An 18,314-nucleotide genomic window follows, 5' to 3' on the forward strand; every position below is an offset into this window, starting at 1 on the left:
GTCAACCAATCAGGCTGCCACTTATAGGTGTCGATCGATATCGTAGACTTCCGCTTACATTGTAGCCCTCATGTCGTGTTGAGCCCTGTATCGGCTTCCGGTGGTTAAGGCTCGTTTTTGGTCTACTTGTTGTAGAATTGCAACGAGCCTTTTGCTCGAAAAAGAACCGCGATGCTCATGGGATGTCGAGATGAATCGCGCTCCGCCGGCCGGGCTGACTGGCATTCATGGTTGCTACCCTTGCTGGCGGCAAACGAAGGGAACGCGTGCAGGGTTGATGAAACCGAGGCGCGGCGTTCCAAAACGGCGCGAATCCCTTTAAGGATGCGTCATGAGCATCAGACAGCTTTCGGAAACCGTCATCAACCAGATTGCCGCCGGCGAGGTCATCGAGCGGCCGGCAAGCGCTGCCAAGGAACTGGTGGAAAACGCGCTTGATGCCGGGGCGACCCGCATCGAGATTGCGACGGCCGGCGGCGGCAAGGCATTGCTGCGCGTCACGGATAACGGCTCCGGCATGAGCCCGGACGACCTGTCGCTGGCCGTCAAGCGTCACTGCACCTCGAAGATTTCGGCCGACCTCACCGATATCCGCACGCTCGGCTTTCGCGGCGAGGCGCTGCCGTCGATCGGTTCGGTGGCGCGGCTTTCCGTTGCAAGCCGGACGAAGGGCGCTGCGGAGGGCTACCGGATCGAGCTTCACGGCGGAAAACTTGCCGAACCGCAACCCGCGCCGGTCAATCCGGGCACAATTGTCGAAGTGCGCGACCTGTTCTTTGCCACGCCCGCCCGGCTGAAGTTTCTCAAAAGCGAGCGGGCGGAATCCGGCGCGATCACCGAGGTGGTCAAGCGCATGGCGCTCGCCTTTCCCGCCGTGCGGTTCGTGCTTTCCGGCTCAGACCGCTCGACGCTGGAACTGCCGGCAACCGGCGATGATCGACTGGCCCGCATCGCCCAGGTACTGGGCAAGGATTTCCGGCCGAACGCGATAGAGATCGATGCCGTGCGCGAAGACGTCGGCCTTTCCGGTTTTGTCGGCGTGCCGACCTTCAATCGCGGCAATTCCGGTCATCTCTACGCCTTCGTCAACGGACGCCCGGTGCAGGACAAGCTTCTGATGGGCGCGATCCGCGCGGCCTACGCCGAGACAGTGCCGAAGGGGCGCTATCCGATGGCGGTTCTCTGGTTCTCGCTCGATCCGGCGCTGGTCGACGTCAATGTCCATCCGGCCAAGGCCGATGTCCGCTTTCGCGACCCGGGCCTCGTCCGCGGGCTGATCGTCGGGGCGATCCGCGAATCGTTGACGAAGAACGGCGACCGGGCGTCGTCCACCGGGGCGGATGCGATGTTGAGGGCTTTCAGGCCGGGCGTCGCGCCGCAAGGCGAACAGAAAGGCGGTTTCGGCGGTGGCTTCGGCCGTCGCGATATTCGCCCGTCGAACGTGAACTGGTCGCCCGAGCGCTCGCCTTATCGGCCGGAAGGCTTTGCCGAAGGGGCTGCGCCTGTTTTTGCCGGACCTGTGGAAGCCGCAAAGCCGCAAGAGGCCGGTCGCATGCTCGCCGGCTTCGACGCGCCGTCGGCCCGTTCGGAGGCTTTCGAGCCGCCGCGCGGCGAGGAGACGACGCTCAGCCATCCGCTGGGTGCCGCCCGCGCGCAGCTGCATGAAAACTATATCGTCGCCCAGTCTGAGACCGGATTGGTGATCGTCGATCAGCACGCCGCCCATGAACGTCTCGTCTATGAGGCGATGCGCAAGGCGCTTGTCGATCGCCGGCTGCCCTCGCAGGGCCTGCTGATCCCGGAAATCGTCGACATGCCGGAGGAGGATTGCGACCGGCTGATGCCCTTTGCCGAGGAGATGAGCCGTCTCGGCCTCGTTTATGAGCGCTTCGGCCCTGGCGCCATTGCGGTGCGCGAGACCCCTGCGATGCTGGGCGAGGTCAACGCCCCGGCGCTGATCCGCCAGCTCGCCGACGAGGCGGGCGAATGGGAAACGGCCGATGGCCTTCGGGCAAAGCTGGAAAGTGTTGCCGCCACCATGGCCTGCCACGGCTCGGTGCGCTCCGGTCGGCGCTTGCGCGTGGAGGAAATGAATGCTCTTCTCCGGCAGATGGAAGAAACGCCGGGTTCCGGCCAGTGCAACCACGGACGCCCGACCTATATTGAACTGAAGCTTTCCGATATCGAGCGCCTTTTCGGGCGTTGAGACCGACGAGTGAATTTCAGGAGATGACGTGTTGAATATCCTTGAAGGCAATGGCCGCGGCGAGGCGAAGATCCGGTATCTGGACGCCGATTTCGAAGTGATCGTTCCCGGAACGCATGTGACCTGCGCGGTCACCGGAAAGCGGATTCCGCTGGACGAATTGCGCTACTGGAGCGTTGCCCGCCAGGAGGCCTATATTGACGCGCCCGCCGCCTTCGAGGCGGAGAAAAAGGCCGGGGCGTTGCCGACCGACAAGGCGCGATAGCCGCCGAACGGAGCCTCGCGTGCCAACGCTGATCTCCTTTGCCGGGCTGCCGGGCGTCGGCAAGACCACCATCGCCCGGCTTCTTGCACGGAAATGTCCGGCTGTTTTCCTGCGCGTCGACGAGATCGAGGCCGTGCTGAGAGCCGGCGATCCGGGGCGCGAGATTGGCCCGCTGGGCTATGAAATCGCCGCCGCGCTCGCAACCTCGAACCTGAGGATCGGGCAAGACGTCATCATCGACTGCGTCAATCCCTGGCCGTTGACACGTGCCATGTTCGCAAGAGCGGCTTCGGCCGGCGGCGCCGGTTTCCTCGGCGTCGAGATCGTCTGCCGCGACAAAGCCCTGCATCGCGCCCGGCTTGAAGGCCGGGTGAGGGACATCGGCGAAGGGCATGTCGAACCGGACTGGCAGGCCGTGCTTCAGCGCGATTATGCGCCCTGGCCCGAGGCGGCACTCCATCTCGATACGGGCGAACTGACAGCGGAAAGGGCGGCTGTGCGCATACTGGCAGCGCTTGGCCCGGGTCCGGCAAAGGGGGCATAGATATCGCCCGCATAGCCGGCTGCCAGCCGTTCGCGCTGTGGCGGCGTGTTTACCCCGGTGCCCGACCGGTGGAAGCGCGAACGACCAGTTCCGGTCGCCACAATTCCTGGACATCGTCCTTTTCCAGCCCGTTGACGCGGTGGATCAGCCGCTCGGCGACGCGTTTTCCCGCCGTGCGCAGCGACGAGCGCGTGGTGGTCAGCGGCACGGAGAAGAGTTCGGGACGCAGCAGCGGCAGCACGTCGTCATAGGAAATCAGCGAAACGTCCTTGCCGAGCTGACGCCCCGACTGCGAGACGGCGCGCACAATGCCCAACGCCTGCACCATGCTGGAGCAGAGCATCGCCGTCGGGGTGTCGTCGCCGGAGAGGAAGCGTTCGGCCGCGCGCTGTCCGTCAGCTTCGGTCATCTGGACGGAGACGTGGAAGCGTTCATCGAGGCTGAGGCCGGCTTCCGCCAGCGCCTTGATGACGCCGTCGCGCCTGCGGATGGCAAAGCCGAATTTCTCGTCTCCGTTGATGAGGGCGATGCGGCGATGGCCAAGCTGGAGGAGGAGATGCGTGGCGTCGTAAAAGGCCGCCTCATTGTCGACATCCAGCGAGGGGTAGGGGTGCGGCGGATCGAAAAACCGGCCGTGAACGATGAAGGGCAGGCCGAAGGATTCCATCAGGTCGATCTTGCTGTCCTGCTCGCGAATATAGGCAAGGCAAAGACCGTCGACATAGCCGCTTGTCGCAAGGCTGCGAAGCGCGGAAACCTCGTCGGCGGGGTCGGACGGCATGACCACGAGATGAAAGTCCTCCGCCTGGGCCTTTTCGCCCAACCCGCTCAGGAACTCGCCGAAATGCAGGTCCGAAATCACTTGATCGCCGATCGGCATCAAAAGGCCGATCGAACCGGCCTTGCCGGTGGCCAAACGCTGGGCCGTGCGGTTCGGCCGGTAGCCGGTTTCGCGCGCCGCCTTCAGCACGCGCTCGCGCGTCGCGGCATTGACCTCGGGATATCCGTTCAGGGCCCGGCTGACAGTCGTCGGCGAAAGGCCGAGCCACGCCGACAATTGTTTCAGGTTCACTCCCGTTTCCTCCCCGGAGGCACGTAACACAAAAATAAGGTGTGAAACCTAGTGCGCTCCAAATCGTTAACCGGCAAGGATGGTTCCGCGGAAATCCGTTCGCCTCGCTTGCGCGCTCGCGCAAAAGAGCGTGTGTGGACTTCTTTGGCGTTTTCCAAAGCGGTTTGGCTTTTTTATCAAGCCTTGCCGGGGGAAGGGAAGACCTTTTCCGGATAGATTGTCAAGAAAACCTCGCTAAACGCGAAAAAACGGCAAAAATCGGACATGATTTGCGGAAAGGGGTTGACTCAGACCCGTCACACGAGAATTCTCTGGAGATGTCAAAGCGCTTTGGATAAGGTGCTGTCTGACAACCAAAACCCTCGAGAGGGTTGAATGTGATGGGAGGTAAATCACATGCATAAAGTTCTGTTGACGGGCGTAGCCTCGCTCGCCCTCTTTGCCGGTGCGGCCCAGGCGGCCGATCTCAAATTCGCCCCCGGCGAGGATTCCCGCTTCAACTGGGACAGCTTTACCCAGTTTTCCGATTCCCATGACCTGAGCGGCCAGACGCTGACGATCTTCGGCCCCTGGCTCGGTCCCGACAAGGATCTGATCGAGAGCGTTCTGGCCTATTTCGAAGAAGCCACCGGCGCCAATGTCGAATATTCCGGCTCCGACTCCTTCGAGCAGCAGATCGTCATCGACACACAGGCCGGCAGCCCGGCAAACATCGCCGTCTTCCCGCAGCCCGGCCTTGCGGCCGACCTCGCTGCCAAGGGCTTCCTGAGTGAGCTTCCGGCGTCTGCCGGCGAGTTTTTGTCGGAAAAATACGCTGCCGGTCAGTCCTGGGTCGATCTTTCGACCTATGACGGCCCCGACGGCAAGCCCGGCCTCTACGTCTTCCCCTACAAGGCCGACCTGAAGTCGCTCGTCTGGTATGTTCCGGACAATTTCGACGATGCCGGCTACGACGTGCCGGAAACCATGGAAGAGCTGAAGGCGCTGACCGAGCAGATCGTCGCCGATGGCGGCACGCCGTGGTGCATCGGTTTGGGCTCCGGCGGCGCAACCGGCTGGCCGGCCACCGACTGGGTCGAGGACATGATGCTGCGCACGCAGCCGCCGGAAGTCTATGACCAGTGGGTCACCAACGAAATTCCGTTCAACGATCCGCGCGTCGTCAACGCCATTGACGAGTTCGGCTGGTTTGCCAAGAACGACAAGTTCGTTGACGGCGGTGCCGCGGCCGTTGCCTCGACCGACTTCCGCGACAGCCCGAAGGGTCTCTTCGACAGCCCGCCGAAGTGCTATATGCACAAGATGGCCTCGTTCATCCCGTCCTTCTTCCCGGAAGGCACCGAGCTCGGCCTTGATGCCGACTTCTTCTACTTCCCGGCTTATGAAGGGGAAGACCTCGGCAGGCCCGTTCTCGGCGCCGGCACGCTCTTCGGCATCACCGAAGACAGCCCTGCCGCTCAGGCGTTCATCGAGTTTCTCGAAACGCCGATCGCGCATGAAGTCTGGATGGCCCAGTCCGGCTTCCTGACGCCCTTCAAGGACGTCAACCCGGAGGCCTACGCCAACGACACGCTGCGCGGCGAAGGCGAGATCCTGACCGAGGCCACGACGTTCCGCTTCGACGGTTCCGACCTGATGCCCGGTAAGATCGGCGCAGGCGCCTTCTGGACCGGCATGATCGACTATGTCGGCGGCCAGTCGGCGGAAGAGGCGGCGACCGAAATCCAGAACTCCTGGGATACGCTCAAGTAACGGTCGTCAAACCAGTTGTGTTTTGTCATAATGCACCGGGCCCTGATCGGCCCGGTGCGCTACTCCTCGAAAATGAGATGGCGCGGTAGCGCACTGTTCCGAAGACACGCATGGGAAAAAAACTTGCGCGTTTTGCGGCTGGGTTCGGCTCGCCTCCGGCGGGCGACGAAAAGCTGAGAAGACAAGAACAGAACGGTCCGGCGAACTCAGTTTCATATCCGTTCTAGGGAGTTAAACGGCGTGGAACAGATTTTAAAAGCCTTGTTGGCTGTGGTCATCGGCGTCGCTGCAGCGGTGCTCTATTTCTACGGGACCAACAAGATACTCGACCTGATTTTTCCGTCGCAAACGAAGGACCCGGCCGACGGTGCGCGCAATCTGCGCGTCTCCGGGATGATACGCCCCTGGCTGTTCCTCGGTCCGGCGCTTCTGTCGCTTGGCGTGTACCTTGTCTATCCGGTCGTTGCATCCGTGTGGTATTCGCTTCACGGTGCCTCCGGCGACACCTATGTCGGGCTTGCCAATTACCGCTGGATGTTCGGGGATTCCGAATTCCGCCAGTCGATGTTCAACAACATGCTCTGGCTGATCTTCGTGCCGGCGCTGTCGACCTTTTTCGGCCTGATCATCGCCTGGCTGACGGACCGCATCTGGTGGGGCTCCTTTGCCAAGATGATGATCTTCATGCCGATGGCGATCTCCTTTGTCGGCGCCTCGGTGATCTGGAAGTTCGTCTATGACTATCGCGGCGAAGGCAGCGAGCAGATCGGTATCCTGAACGCGATTGTCGTCGCCATGGGCGGCGAGCCGCATGTGTGGATCGCCATGCCCTTCTGGAACAATTTCTTCCTGATGGTCATCCTTTTGTGGATCCAGACCGGTTTTGCCATGGTGCTCCTGTCGGCGGCTCTGCGCGGCATTCCGGAAGAGACCATCGAAGCGGCCGTCATCGACGGCGCCAACGGCGTGCAGATCTTTTTCAAGATCATGATCCCGCAGATCTACAACACCATCGCGGTCGTCTGGACCACGATCACCATCATTGTCCTGAAGATCTTCGATATCGTTCTCGCGATGACCAACGGGCAATGGGATACGCAAGTGCTCGCCAATCTCATGTTCGACTGGATGTTCCGCGGCGGCGGCGATTTCGGCCGTGGCGCCACGATTGCCATCGTCATCATGGTTCTGGTTATCCCGATCATGATCTGGAACATCCGCAACGCGCGCAAAGAGATGGAGGGCCGGTAAATGTATTCGCACAAGAAATCGCCGCTTGTCTGGTTCTCGCATATCACCGTCCTTGTTCTCGTGGTGCTGTGGACCATCCCGACCTTCGGGCTGCTGGTCACGTCGCTGCGCGACAAGGACCAGATCGTCGCCTCCGGCTGGTGGACCTCGCTTGCGACCTCGACGCAGAACCTGATCTACCGCACGCCGGGCGAAGCCGGGCAGACGGAAGAGGGCGGCCTCTACATCAATGTCGGCAATGCGCTGGAAGACGGCGCCGGCAAGGTTTCGCGCTTCGGCACATCCTCGCTCAGGCCCGAGGAATTCGAGGTCGGCCAGACCGTCGATCTCGATGACGGGATGCAGCTTACCGTCGAGGAAAACGGCGACTATCGCCTGACGTCGCCGGAACCCTTCGGCAGGCGCGGCGAGCGGATCTTCGTGACCGCCGAGATTCCGCCGCGCTTCACGCTCGAAAACTATCGCAACGTGCTGACGGCGGAAGGCATCGGCCAGTCCTTCCTGAACTCGCTGACGGTTGCCATTCCCTCGACCATCATTCCGGTTCTGGTGGCGGCCTATGCGGCCTATGCGCTCTCGTGGATGAAGTTTCCCTTCCGCAACCTGCTTCTGGCGATCGTCGTCGGCCTGCTCGTCGTGCCGCTGCAGATGTCGCTGATCCCGCTCTTGAAGATGTACAATGCGATCGGTCAGACCTTCGGCGTGCCGGCCAAGACCTATGTGGGCATATGGCTCGCGCATATGGGCTTCGGTTTGCCGCTGGCGATCTATCTGTTGCGCAACTACATCGCGGGCCTGCCGCGCGAACTGATGGAATCGGCGCGCGTTGACGGCGCGAACGACTTCACCATCTTCAACAAGATCATCCTGCCGCTCTCCTATCCAGCGCTTGCCTCCTTCGCGATCTTCCAGTTCCTTTGGACCTGGAACGACCTTCTGGTGGCGACCGTCTTTCTCGGCAACTCCGAGCAGACGATCGTGCTGACGGCGCGGTTGCGGGAACTGCTTGGCTCGCGCGGCGGTAATTGGGAGATCCTCACGGCATCGGCCTTCGTGTCGATCATCGTGCCCCTGATCGTGTTCTTTGCCCTGCAGCGCTATCTCGTGCGCGGCCTTCTGGCCGGTTCGGTCAAGGGCGGCTGATCGCTGCCCCTCACCGAAAACCGTGATATCAGGATACAGAAAAGAAAAACAATGACCGAACCCAATATCAACCAAGCGGACAAGGACTGGTGGCGCGGCGCCGTCATCTATCAGGTCTACCCGCGCTCCTTCCAGGATTCCGACGGCGATGGCGTCGGCGATATCCGCGGCATTGCCGACCGGCTCGATTATATCGCCGGGCTCGGCGCCGACGCCGTTTGGATTTCGCCTTTCTTCACCTCCCCGATGAAGGATTTCGGCTATGACGTGTCGAACTACAAGGACATCGATCCGATGTTCGGCACGCTGGCAGATTTCGACGCAATGATCGAGAAGGCCCATGATCTTGGCCTCAAGATCATGATCGACCTCGTGCTTTCGCACACGTCAGACCAGCATCCCTGGTTTATGGAAAGCCGCGCCAGCCGCGACAATCCGAAGGCCGACTGGTATGTCTGGGCCGAGGCAAAGCCCGATGGTTCGCCTCCCAACAACTGGCTGTCGATCTTCGGCGGCTCGGCCTGGCAGTGGGACAGCCGCCGCCTGCAATATTACATGCACAATTTCCTGGTCTCGCAGCCGGACCTGAACTTCCACAATCCGGACGTTCAGGACGCGTTGCTCGACGCGGCGCGTTTCTGGCTGGAGCGCGGCGTCGATGGCTTCCGGCTCGATACGATCAATTTCTATTTCTGCGACAAGGAATTGCGCGACAATCCGGCGCTGGCGCCCGAATTCAGGAACGACAGCACAGCGCCGGCCGTCAATCCCTACAACTACCAGGAACATCTCTACGACAAGAGCCGGCCGGAGAACCTCGCATTCCTGAAGCGCCTTCGCGCGCTGATGGAAGAGTATCCGGCGATTGCCGCCGTCGGCGAGGTGGGCGACAGCCAGCGCGGGCTCGAGATCGTCGGCGAGTACACCTCCGGCGACGACAAGATGCAGATGTGCTACGCCTTCGAGTTCCTGGCACCGCAGAAGGTGACGCCGAAGCGCGTGATCGATTCGATCAATGCCTTCGATGCCGCGGCGCCCGAAGGTTGGGCTTGCTGGGCGTTTTCCAACCATGACGTGGTGCGCCATCTGACGCGCTGGGGCGCGGATGTCGCCGACCAGACGGCCTATGCCAAGATGCTCGGCGGCCTGTTGATGACGCTGAAGGGCTCGATCTGCCTCTATGAGGGCGAGGAGCTTGGTCTCACCGAAGCCGATATCGCCTTTGAGGACCTGCAGGACCCTTACGGCATCGAGTTCTGGCCGGAGTTCAAGGGGCGCGACGGTTGCCGCACGCCGATGGCGTGGCAGGCGGGCGCGGCCAATGCCGGCTTCTCGACGGCGGAGAAAACCTGGCTTCCGGTTTCTGCCGATCACGTGATGAAGGCGGTCGATGTGCAGGCCGGCAATCCGGCATCCGTTCTCGAGCAATACCGCCGCTTCCTCGCATTCCGCAAGGCCCATCCGGCCCTTGCCAAGGGCGCGATCCGTTTCCTCCCTTCCGGTGATGATGCCGTACTGGTCTTCACCCGCGAAGGGACGGAGGAGACGGTCCTTTGCGTGTTCAACATGTCGGCCGAGCCGGCAACGGTCCGCCTGCCCGAAGGCGCATGGACCGCGTTTTCAACCGGCGACCACGGTTTCTCCGCTGAGGAGGACGGGACCATGGTACAACTTCCTGCCTGGGGCGGTTATTTCGCCCGCCAAGGAGCATAGGGACAAAGGGGCGAAAGATGACTGGTGTTACCCTCAATAAGGTCAAGAAATCCTACGGCAATGTCGAGGTGCTTCACGGCGTCGACCTCGACATCAATCCCGGCGAGTTCGTCGTCTTTGTCGGTCCGTCCGGCTGCGGCAAGTCCACACTGTTGCGCATGATCGCGGGTCTGGAGGAAATCTCCGGCGGCGAAATCTCGATCGACGGGCAGGTGGTCAACCAGATCCCGCCGTCCAAGCGCGGCATTGCCATGGTGTTCCAGACCTACGCGCTTTACCCGCACATGTCCGTCTATGACAACATGGCCTTCGGCATGCGGATCGCCAAGGAAAGCAAGGAAGAGATCGACCGGCGCGTCAGAGCGGCAGCCGAAATGCTGCAGATCACGCCCTATCTGGATCGTCTGCCCAAGGCGCTTTCCGGCGGCCAGCGCCAGCGCGTGGCGATCGGCCGGGCGATTTGCCGCGATCCGAAGGTGTTCCTGTTCGACGAGCCGCTGTCGAACCTCGACGCGGCTCTGCGCGTTGCGACCCGCATCGAGATCGCCAAGCTCAACAGCAAGATGTCCGATACCACGATGATCTACGTGACCCACGACCAGGTGGAGGCAATGACGCTTGCCGACCGGATCGTGGTGCTTTCGGGCGGCTATATCGAGCAGGTCGGGCCGCCGCTCGAACTCTACGAGCGTCCGGCGAACCTGTTCGTCGCCCAGTTCATCGGCTCGCCGGCGATGAATATCATGCCGGCCAAGATTACCCGTACGGGCGAGACCACCGAAATCGAGCTCAAGGACGGCAAGCGCCTCGAAGTTCCTGTCAAGACGCCGGAAGGGGATCAGGGCAAGAGCGTCAGCTTCGGCGTGCGTCCGGAGGACGTGCGCGAGGCGGAAGAGGGCGAGGACTTCCTGTTTGAGGGCAAGGTCTCGATCATCGAGGCGCTCGGCGAGGTTACGCTCATCTATATCGAGGGCGAACTCATCGACGAGGATCCGATCATCGTCAAGCTTCCCGGCATTCACGAGGGCAGGCCCGGCGATACGATGCGGTTTGCCGCCGATCCGGAAAAGCGCCACCTCTTCGACGAGAAGGGCCACAGCTACCTCTATCGCTGATCGGCACGCCAAGACCTCGACAACAAAAAGCCCCGCCGGCAAAACCGGCGGGGCTTCTTCTTTTCGGCGCGGGAGGGGGAGACGCCGGAAAAGCGGAGCAGGGCGGGAGAGAGCCCTGCCTTCCTATCAGAACTTGTAACCGACGCGAGCCATTACGCGGTTCGACGTGTAGTCCTTGGCTTCAAAGCCGGCGAGCGCGCCGTCGAAGTCCTTCTTGCCGAAGTCGGTGTAACGATACTCGAGGCCACCGAAGAGGTTGTCGGTGAAGGCGTAGTCGAGACCGGCGCCGACCGTCCAGCCGTTGAAGGCCTGGTTCTGGGTTTCGCCATTGCCTTCGATATAGCCGTTGGCGATCGCCCAGCCGCCCGTGGCGTAGAGCAGGGCGTTGTCAAAGGCATAGCCGACGCGGCCGCGGACCGAGCCTTCCCAGTCGGAGCCGGCCTTCACGCTGTAGGGCAGGCCGACATTGTAGGACTGCTCATTCCAGTTGTAGTCAAGCTCGCCTTCGACACCCAGGACGATGTTGTTATCGAGCTGGAAGTTGTAGCCGGCAAAGCCGCCGAGCTTGCCGCCGTCGAAATCGTCATTGCCGACCTGCGGGCCGTTGTAGTGCAGGTTGGCGGTCGCCCAGTCGTAACCGGCAGTGCCGCCGAGGTAGAAACCCGACCAGTCGAAGGTCTGCGGGATGACCTGCGGGGCGATATAGGGCTCGGCCGGCGCCGGCGTGGCGACGACATCGGCAGCTTCTGCGGAGGCGGCCATTGCGACAATCGCGGCGGAAGCGAGAAGAAATTTCTTCATAACAGTCTCCATCTTGTCTTTCGATGAGGGAGAAATGGTTCAGGTGATCAATCGTTCAATTAAATTTCCCGCCTAGGCGATACATTGGCTGCTTCTGTTGCCGGAATGTAACACTGTCGGGCTTGTCCGATCGGTTCCATGTTCCCCAAACGAAAAGGGCCGGGAATTTGTTTCCCGTGGCCCCCGATTAGAGATTGCGTATGGTGATTTAGTGGCAGCAAAGCGCAGGGAATAAGGCAGCCGATCACGGATTGAATCAGCCTGTTAACGATCTCGGGAGCGTCGGCGTCAAAGGGCGGTCATGGAGCGGCTTTTCAGCCGGCAGATCGCCGCCATGAGGAGCCGTCAGCGTTTCGGTTCGTCGCGATCGCCATTGCGCGGAAGGCCGCTGCTGTGCAGTCCCTCGCCGCTGATCGTGGGCTTAACGGATGCGTAGTCGAGAAAATCCGGCGGTGGCCCCTTCCTGCCCTCGCGCATCCAGGTCATCTTGTCGGTGACATAGGCGGTCACGCCTTCGAGCGCCAATTTCTTGTCCTCAAGCTCCCGCAGGATTGAAGCCTGAATTTCTTCGGCGCGTTCCGGCGTGACGCCTGTTTTGCGCTCTTCCTCATTCAGGGCGACGATCTGGCTGTCTGCCAAAGGCGACGCTTGCCTCCTGATCGGCGGCGTCGACAGGGCGATTGAGGATCAATCGATCCATTCAGCTCCGTTCCTTCGGTGACCCCGATGGGGTGGCTGCAAGGAGTGATGGCCGGAACATTCGACTGTCCTCTCCGCTCTCCTTTTGACGGAAGAGGCCCGGAAATGCTTCCGGGCCCAGCGCATGAACAATCCGCTGTTTATTGGTCAGGAGGTTGTGTTCATTTCATCGCGGCAAGCGCCACGGTCTTCACCTGCAGATCGGGGATATCGGAGAAGACCAGATCTTCGCGGCCGAAATAGCTTTTGGCATTGGTCGCGGACCAGTCGTTGCAGACCAGAACGAAGCTTTCTTTCTTGCCGGCTTCCGGTGCGGCATAAAGATAATCGCCGGTGCGCCGGGCAAACGGGAAGTCGCCGAACTGGTTGCAGCGTTCAAGAATGGCCGCAAGCGTTGCCGCATCCACCTCTGCCTGTTTCAGCGTCCCGTCAAAGCGGATCGAAGAATTGAAGGCGTAGCGGCTGACCGGTCCCTTCGGCACGCCCGCGCCAAAGGTCGTGTGGCCGATGAAGCCGATATCCGCACCCGTCGCCGCGGCCATGGCGGCGGCCACGAAAAGGCCGGCCTCGTCGTTGGTGCGCGCCTTCGCCGTCTCCGCCACGACCGCGGTATCCTCGTCCGTCAGGTGGGCGGCCATCACGGCGGGAATGAGATCGGCAAGCTTCGCCGAAGCGGGGGCTTCCGGGTCAATGTCGATGCGGTTGAACGCAGCAGCCTGGCCGGGACCGGCCACGCGCGCGACGGTGCAGGCCGTTGACCAGCAGCCGGTGTGGAGATAGCGGGTGTTGCCCTCGGCGTATTCGATGTCGAGGTGGTCGTGGCCGCCGACCATCAGCGTCCCATCCGGCAGCATCGGCAGGATCGCCTTGTCCGCCACCACGCCGGCATGGCTCAAGACCACGTTGATCTGGCCTTTCTTCAACTGGCTGCCGAGATTGGCCTCGGCCCACTTGACGGGTTCGGGGATCGAAAGCTGTTCGCGGGTCGCCTTGGGATAGGTGAAAAGGTTATCGACGCCGATCGCCGCGAAGGTGACCTTTTGCGAACCGACATCAAGCGTGGCGGCGGCCGGCGCATAGAGCGCGCCCGTGCGCGTGTCGGTGATGTTGGAGAGCACGGTCACGCCGAGACCCTGAGCCTTTTCGACAAAATGGGCGAGGTCGTTGTCGATATCCGGCTCGTGATTGCCGATGTTGAAGACGACAGGCGCGGTCTCCGAAAGCGCCTTGAGAAAAGCCCAGTCGATCTCGCCTTCCGAGCGCATGGCGACGACGTTGCCGCTTTCGAACAGGTCACCATTGATGATGATGACGGAGGGCTGCGCGCTTGCCGCGACCTGCTCCTCGACGGCGGCCAGCAATTGCCCCGTGCGGTCATATGCCGAGTGCAGATCGGCCATGATGATGAAATTCACGCCGGCGGCATCCTCCGCGCCGACGGGCGCGGCAAGGCCTGCGAGGGGAACAAAGGCGGCGGAGGCCAGCAGCTTGAGCGCCGTACGGCGATGGATGGAAAGAAAGGTCATTCTGAAAAATCTCCGGCAATCGAAATCTGCACTGTCTATACGTCCGGTCAATGATGCGACGATGACAGTCTGCACGACAAAACGGCGCGAACCAGGTTCGCGCCGCATGCGTCAAACATCCCTATTGCGAGAGCGGCCCGATCAGCCGAAGACGACGCTTGCGCCTTCGTCGGCCGTGCCGACATGGTGACGGAAAGGAGCGAAGAGTTCGCGGCCCATGCCGAATTCATTGCCGGAAAGATCGGCGGTCGCGACGTCGCGGGCGTCGAATTCCTCGGCGGGAACGAGTGCTTCCAGCGTGCCGGTCTCGGCATCGAGTCGCAGCATGTCGCCGTTTCGAATTTTGGCGATCGGCCCGCCATCCTTGGCCTCGGGGGTGACGTGGATGGCAGCCGGAACCTTGCCGGAGGCGCCGGACATGCGGCCATCGGTGACGAGCGCCACCTTGTAGCCGCGGTCCTGCAGCACGCCGAGCGGCGGCGTCAGCCGGTGCAGTTCGGGCATGCCGTTTGACTTCGGGCCCTGGAAGCGCACCACAGCGATGAAGTCGCGATTGAGCTCGCCGGCCTTGAAGGCCGTCTGCAGTTCCTGCTGGTCGTGGAAGACGATAGCAGGCGCCTCGATGACGCGGCGTTCCGGCTTGACGGCGGAGATCTTGATCACGCCCTTGCCGATATTGCCCTTCAGCATCTTCAGCCCGCCATTGGGCTGGAACGGCTTGTCATGGGTGGTCAGGACCTTCGGATCGGCGCTCGGGCCGTTGCCGATCGGCTCGCGGCTGACGCTGCCGTTGTCGCCGAGCTTCACGTCGATCGCATAGGCTTCCATGCCTTCGCCGAAGACGGTGCGGACGTCATCGTGCAGGAAGCCGGCATTCAGCAACTGGCGGATGAGATAGCCCATGCCGCCCGCGGCGTGGAAGTGGTTCACATCGGCAAGGCCGTTGGGATAGACGCGGGCCAGAAGCGGCACGATGTCGGAAAGGTCGGAAATATCCTGCCAGGTGAGCTGGATGCCGCCGGCCCGGGCCACGGCGATCAGGTGCATGGTGTGGTTGGTCGACCCGCCCGTTGCATGCAGGCCGACGACGCCGTTGACGATCGAGCGCTCGTCGATCATCTGGCCGACGGGCGTGAACTCGTTGCCGTTGACGGTGATGGCGAAGGCGCGCTTGACCGCTTCCTTCGTCAGCGCCTCGCGCAGCGGCGTGTTCGGGTTGATAAAGGAGGCGCCCGGCATGTGCAGGCCCATCATCTCCATCAGCATCTGGTTGGAATTGGCCGTGCCGTAGAAGGTGCAGGTGCCGGGCCCGTGATAGGATTTCGATTCCGATTCCAGCAGTTCCTTGCGGCCGACCTTGCCTTCCGCATAGAGTTGGCGGATCTGCGACTTCTCGTCATTGCCCTGGCCGGTGGTCATCGGACCTGCGGGAATGAAGATCGTCGGCAGGTGGCCGAAGGTCAGCGCCGCCATGGCGAGGCCGGGCACGATCTTGTCGCAGACGCCGAGATAGACGGCGGCATCGAACATGTTGTGGGAAAGCCCGACGGCAGCCGCCATGGCGATCAGGTCGCGGGAGAAAAGCGACAGTTCCATGCCCGGCTGGCCCTGGGTCACGCCGTCGCACATGGCCGGCACGCCGCCGGCAACCTGGGCAACGCCGCCGGCTTCGCGCGCAGCCTCGCGGATGGTCTGCGGGAAGGTCTCGAACGGCTGATGCGCCGAGAGCATGTCGTTATAGGCGGTGATGATGCCGAGATTGGGCACGCTGTCACCCGACAGCGCCTCCTTCTCGGCGGGGGAACAGACGGCAAAGCCATGGGCAAGGTTGCCACAGGACAGAACCGAGCGGTGCACGCCTTTGGAAATGGCCTGGCTGACGCGATCGAGATAGACTTCGCGCGTGGGTTTGGACCGCTCGACGATGCGGGCGGTGATCTCTGCAATGCGGGGATCGGCGGTCATGGGCTTTTCCTGTTTTCTAAAGAAACGCGGAAGGCGCCCGGCAGAATTGTCAGGGCGCCCAGTAGATATTCACGGGGGAGGTGGCTCTTGAAAGAACGGCGCGGATGGGCATTTCCGTTTCGTCGTTGCCGGCAAGGGCCTTTTCCAGAACATCCATCTTTTCCCGGCCTTCGATGTGCAACACCAGAAGGCCGGCATTTTCGAGACTCGAGAAGGTGAAGGTGAGGCGGGCCTCGCCTGCGCCTTCGGCATGCATCGACATCACACCGGCCGGCGTCTTCATGTCGAGCGCGCGGCCAAGCGTGTCGCCTCCGGGAAAGAACGAGGCCGTATGGCCATCGGTTCCCATGCCGAGCACGACGACGTCAAAGGGCAGGCTCGTCGCCGACACCTTGTTGGTGACGATCTCGGCGGCTTCTTCCGCCGTTTCGACATTCTGGTAAAGCGGAATGAAGCGCGCATGCGCTGCGGGGCCCAGAAGCAGGTTCTCCTTGACCAGCTTGTGGTTCGAACGCGGGCTGTCTTCCGGCACGAACCGTTCGTCAACGAGCGTGATCGTCACCTTTTCCCAGTCGATGTCCGCCTTTGAAAGCATGCGGAAAAACGCCTTCGGCGTCGAACCGCCGGAAACGGCGATCGACGCCGTTCCCTTATCGTTGATGGCGGCGGCGAGCGTGTCGGCGACATCGACGGCGAGAGCTGCCGCCAGCTTGGCGCCATCCTCAAACTTTTTCATATTCCGAGTCATGATGCTCTCTTCCGGTTTGATTTTGCCTCAGAGAGGTTCGTGCCAGGTCCGGCCGTCGCGCTCGATCAGCGCGATCGACTTCGATGGCCCCCAGGTGCCGGCGGTATAGCCCTGAACCGGCTGGTTGGTCTCTTCCCAGGCCTTCAGGATCGGGTCGACCCAGCGCCAGGCGACCTCAACCTCGTCGCGGCGCATGAACAGCGTCTGGTTGGCGCGGATGACATCGAGCAGCAGCCGCTCATAGGCGTCCGGGTTGCGCACGTCGAAGGCTTGCGCGAAGCTCATGTCGAGCGCCACCTGGCGCAGGCGCATGCCGCCCGGGCCCGGATCCTTGATCATCAGCCACTGCTTCACGCCCTCATCGGGCTGCAGGCGCAGCACCAGCTGGTTGGAATTGATCCGGCCGGCATTCGGTCCGAAGATCGAGTGCGGGATCTGCTTGAAGGTGATGACGATTTCCGAAAGTCGGCTGGCAAGGCGCTTGCCTGTGCGCAGGTAGAAAGGCACGCCCGCCCAGCGCCAGTTGTCGATCTCGGCCTTGATGGCGACGAAGGTCTCGGTATTCGATTCGCCTTCCAGCTCTTCCAGATAGCCCTTGACCGGGCCGCCCTTCGATGCGCCGGCGCGGTACTGGCCGCGCACGGTCAGATAGCCGGCATTCTCGTCGGTGATCGGTTTCAGCGAGCGCAGGACCTTCAGCTTCTCGTCGCGCACGGCTTCGGCTTCCATGGAATGCGGCGTTTCCATCGCCACCATGCAGAGCACGTTGAGAATGTGGTTCTGCACCATGTCGCGCAGCGCGCCGGACTTGTCGTAATAGCCCGCCCGACCCTCAAGGCCGACTTCCTCGGCGACGGTGATCTGGACGTGGTCGATATGGTTGGCGTTCCACAGCGGCTCGTAGAGCGCATTGGCAAAGCGCAGCGCCATCAGGTTCTGCACCGTTTCCTTGCCCAGATAGTGGTCGATACGGAAGACCTGCTCTTCCTTGAACACCTTGCCGATCATGTCGTTGAGCTTGAGAGCGGAATCGAGGTCGCGCCCGAGCGGCTTTTCAACGACGATGCGGGTCTGCTTGGTGATCAGCTTGTGGTCGCGGATGCCATCGCAGATCGGCCCGAAAATGCTCGGCGCCACCGCCATGTAAAAGGCGCGGACCCGGTCCTTGCCGTCTTCCAGCATCTTCTTCAGCGCGTCCCAGCCCTTGTTGGTTGTCGCATCGACCGGCACATATTCGATGCGGGCCAGGAATTTGTTCACCTGCTCGTCATCATATTCGCCGCGCTTGAGGTGCTCCTTCAGCGCCTGCTGCGCGTGCTTGCGGAACTCGTCGGAGGTCAGCTCCGAGCGGGAGGCGCCGATGATGCGCGTCGGCTCGGTGAACTGGCCGGCAATCTGCCTGTGGTAGAGCGCAGGCAGAAGCTTGCGCTCCGTCAGGTCGCCGGTGGCGCCGAAGACGACATAGTCAAAGGGTTCAACGGGGATCATTTGACTGCTCATGGTCAGTCCTCTCA

General features: G+C 62.0%; 15 protein-coding genes. 8 read left to right on the forward strand and 7 right to left on the reverse strand.

Going from position 1 to position 18,314, the window contains the following annotated elements; all coding sequences use genetic code 11:
• Nucleotides 1-331: 331 nt before the first annotated feature.
• Genes mutL through FF124_RS03970 form a run of 3 tightly spaced genes read left to right on the forward strand, consistent with a single transcriptional unit; the run spans nt 332 to nt 3,015 of the window.
• A complete protein-coding gene (gene mutL / locus FF124_RS03960) occupies nt 332-2,206 on the forward strand; it encodes a DNA mismatch repair endonuclease MutL (RefSeq protein ID WP_138747189.1) in 1,875 nt (624 codons plus the stop codon).
• A 31-nt stretch (nt 2,207-2,237) separates the two neighbouring features.
• Entirely contained in the window at nt 2,238-2,471 is a 234-nt protein-coding gene (locus tag FF124_RS03965) for a DUF2093 domain-containing protein (protein WP_138747403.1), read from the forward strand.
• Nucleotides 2,472-2,490: 19 nt separating this feature from the next.
• Nucleotides 2,491-3,015 (forward strand): P-loop nucleotide/nucleoside kinase family protein, encoded by a 525-nt coding sequence (locus FF124_RS03970; RefSeq protein ID WP_210237431.1) that lies wholly within the window; start codon nt 2,491-2,493, stop codon nt 3,013-3,015.
• A 49-nt stretch (nt 3,016-3,064) separates the two neighbouring features.
• Here the strand turns inward: FF124_RS03970 and FF124_RS03975 are convergent, their stop codons facing one another.
• The gene (locus FF124_RS03975) at nt 3,065-4,087 is read right to left on the reverse strand and encodes a LacI family DNA-binding transcriptional regulator (RefSeq protein ID WP_138747190.1); all 1,023 of its coding nucleotides are present in this window, start codon (nt 4,085-4,087) and stop codon (nt 3,065-3,067) included.
• A 396-nt stretch (nt 4,088-4,483) separates the two neighbouring features.
• Between FF124_RS03975 and FF124_RS03980 the strand changes: the two genes are divergently transcribed.
• From FF124_RS03980 to FF124_RS04000, 5 genes are all read left to right on the forward strand, one after another.
• Nucleotides 4,484-5,839: an ABC transporter substrate-binding protein gene (locus tag FF124_RS03980; protein ID WP_138747191.1), complete on the forward strand. Its 1,356-nt coding sequence runs from the start codon at nt 4,484-4,486 to the stop codon at nt 5,837-5,839.
• A gap of 240 nt (nt 5,840-6,079) precedes the next feature.
• Entirely contained in the window at nt 6,080-7,090 is a 1,011-nt protein-coding gene (locus FF124_RS03985; RefSeq protein WP_138747192.1) for a carbohydrate ABC transporter permease, read from the forward strand.
• Nucleotides 7,091-8,233, forward strand: coding sequence for a carbohydrate ABC transporter permease (locus FF124_RS03990; RefSeq protein ID WP_138747193.1), 1,143 nt, complete (start codon nt 7,091-7,093; stop codon nt 8,231-8,233).
• 51 nt (nt 8,234-8,284) lie between these two features.
• Nucleotides 8,285-9,946 (forward strand): beta-galactosidase BglA, encoded by a 1,662-nt coding sequence (gene bglA / locus FF124_RS03995; protein WP_138747194.1) that lies wholly within the window; start codon nt 8,285-8,287, stop codon nt 9,944-9,946.
• 17 nt (nt 9,947-9,963) lie between these two features.
• Nucleotides 9,964-11,061: an ABC transporter ATP-binding protein gene (locus FF124_RS04000; RefSeq protein WP_138747195.1), complete on the forward strand. Its 1,098-nt coding sequence runs from the start codon at nt 9,964-9,966 to the stop codon at nt 11,059-11,061.
• A gap of 126 nt (nt 11,062-11,187) precedes the next feature.
• Here FF124_RS04000 and FF124_RS04005 read toward each other — a convergent pair whose 3' ends face one another.
• The 6 genes from FF124_RS04005 to zwf all read right to left on the reverse strand — a co-directional run bounded on the left by FF124_RS04005 (nt 11,188) and on the right by zwf (nt 18,300).
• Entirely contained in the window at nt 11,188-11,874 is a 687-nt protein-coding gene (locus FF124_RS04005) for an outer membrane protein (RefSeq protein ID WP_138747196.1), read from the reverse strand.
• 333 nt (nt 11,875-12,207) lie between these two features.
• Complete coding sequence (locus FF124_RS04010; RefSeq protein ID WP_138747197.1) at nt 12,208-12,501, reverse strand: hypothetical protein; 294 nt, start codon at nt 12,499-12,501, stop codon at nt 12,208-12,210.
• Between the two features lie 221 nt (nt 12,502-12,722).
• Nucleotides 12,723-14,087, reverse strand: coding sequence for a metallophosphoesterase (locus FF124_RS04015; protein ID WP_138747198.1), 1,365 nt, complete (start codon nt 14,085-14,087; stop codon nt 12,723-12,725).
• A 141-nt stretch (nt 14,088-14,228) separates the two neighbouring features.
• Nucleotides 14,229-16,052: a phosphogluconate dehydratase gene (gene edd / locus FF124_RS04020; RefSeq protein WP_138747199.1), complete on the reverse strand. Its 1,824-nt coding sequence runs from the start codon at nt 16,050-16,052 to the stop codon at nt 14,229-14,231.
• A 49-nt stretch (nt 16,053-16,101) separates the two neighbouring features.
• Nucleotides 16,102-16,800: a 6-phosphogluconolactonase gene (gene pgl, locus FF124_RS04025; RefSeq protein WP_138747200.1), complete on the reverse strand. Its 699-nt coding sequence runs from the start codon at nt 16,798-16,800 to the stop codon at nt 16,102-16,104.
• 27 nt (nt 16,801-16,827) lie between these two features.
• A complete protein-coding gene (gene zwf / locus FF124_RS04030) occupies nt 16,828-18,300 on the reverse strand; it encodes a glucose-6-phosphate dehydrogenase (protein WP_138747201.1) in 1,473 nt (490 codons plus the stop codon).
• Between the last annotated feature and the right edge of the window lie 14 nt (nt 18,301-18,314).

The sequence above is a fragment of the Martelella lutilitoris genome, assembly GCF_005924265.1.
Taxonomy (GTDB): domain Bacteria; phylum Pseudomonadota; class Alphaproteobacteria; order Rhizobiales; family Rhizobiaceae; genus Martelella; species Martelella lutilitoris.

Bases quoted from the DNA above. Each gene is read 5' to 3' on its own strand.
- FF124_RS04005 (WP_138747196.1), bottom strand. From the start codon at position 11,874: ATGGAGACTGTTATGAAGAAATTTCTTCTCGCTTCCGCCGCGATTGTC.
- FF124_RS03980 (WP_138747191.1), top strand. From the start codon at position 4,484: ATGCATAAAGTTCTGTTGACGGGCGTAGCCTCGCTCGCCCTCTTTGCC.
- bglA (WP_138747194.1), top strand. From the start codon at position 8,285: ATGACCGAACCCAATATCAACCAAGCGGACAAGGACTGGTGGCGCGGC.
- zwf (WP_138747201.1), bottom strand. From the start codon at position 18,300: ATGAGCAGTCAAATGATCCCCGTTGAACCCTTTGACTATGTCGTCTTC.
- edd (WP_138747199.1), bottom strand. From the start codon at position 16,052: ATGACCGCCGATCCCCGCATTGCAGAGATCACCGCCCGCATCGTCGAG.
- mutL (WP_138747189.1), top strand. From the start codon at position 332: ATGAGCATCAGACAGCTTTCGGAAACCGTCATCAACCAGATTGCCGCC.
- FF124_RS03990 (WP_138747193.1), top strand. From the start codon at position 7,091: ATGTATTCGCACAAGAAATCGCCGCTTGTCTGGTTCTCGCATATCACC.
- pgl (WP_138747200.1), bottom strand. From the start codon at position 16,800: ATGACTCGGAATATGAAAAAGTTTGAGGATGGCGCCAAGCTGGCGGCA.
- FF124_RS04000 (WP_138747195.1), top strand. From the start codon at position 9,964: ATGACTGGTGTTACCCTCAATAAGGTCAAGAAATCCTACGGCAATGTC.
- FF124_RS04015 (WP_138747198.1), bottom strand. From the start codon at position 14,087: ATGACCTTTCTTTCCATCCATCGCCGTACGGCGCTCAAGCTGCTGGCC.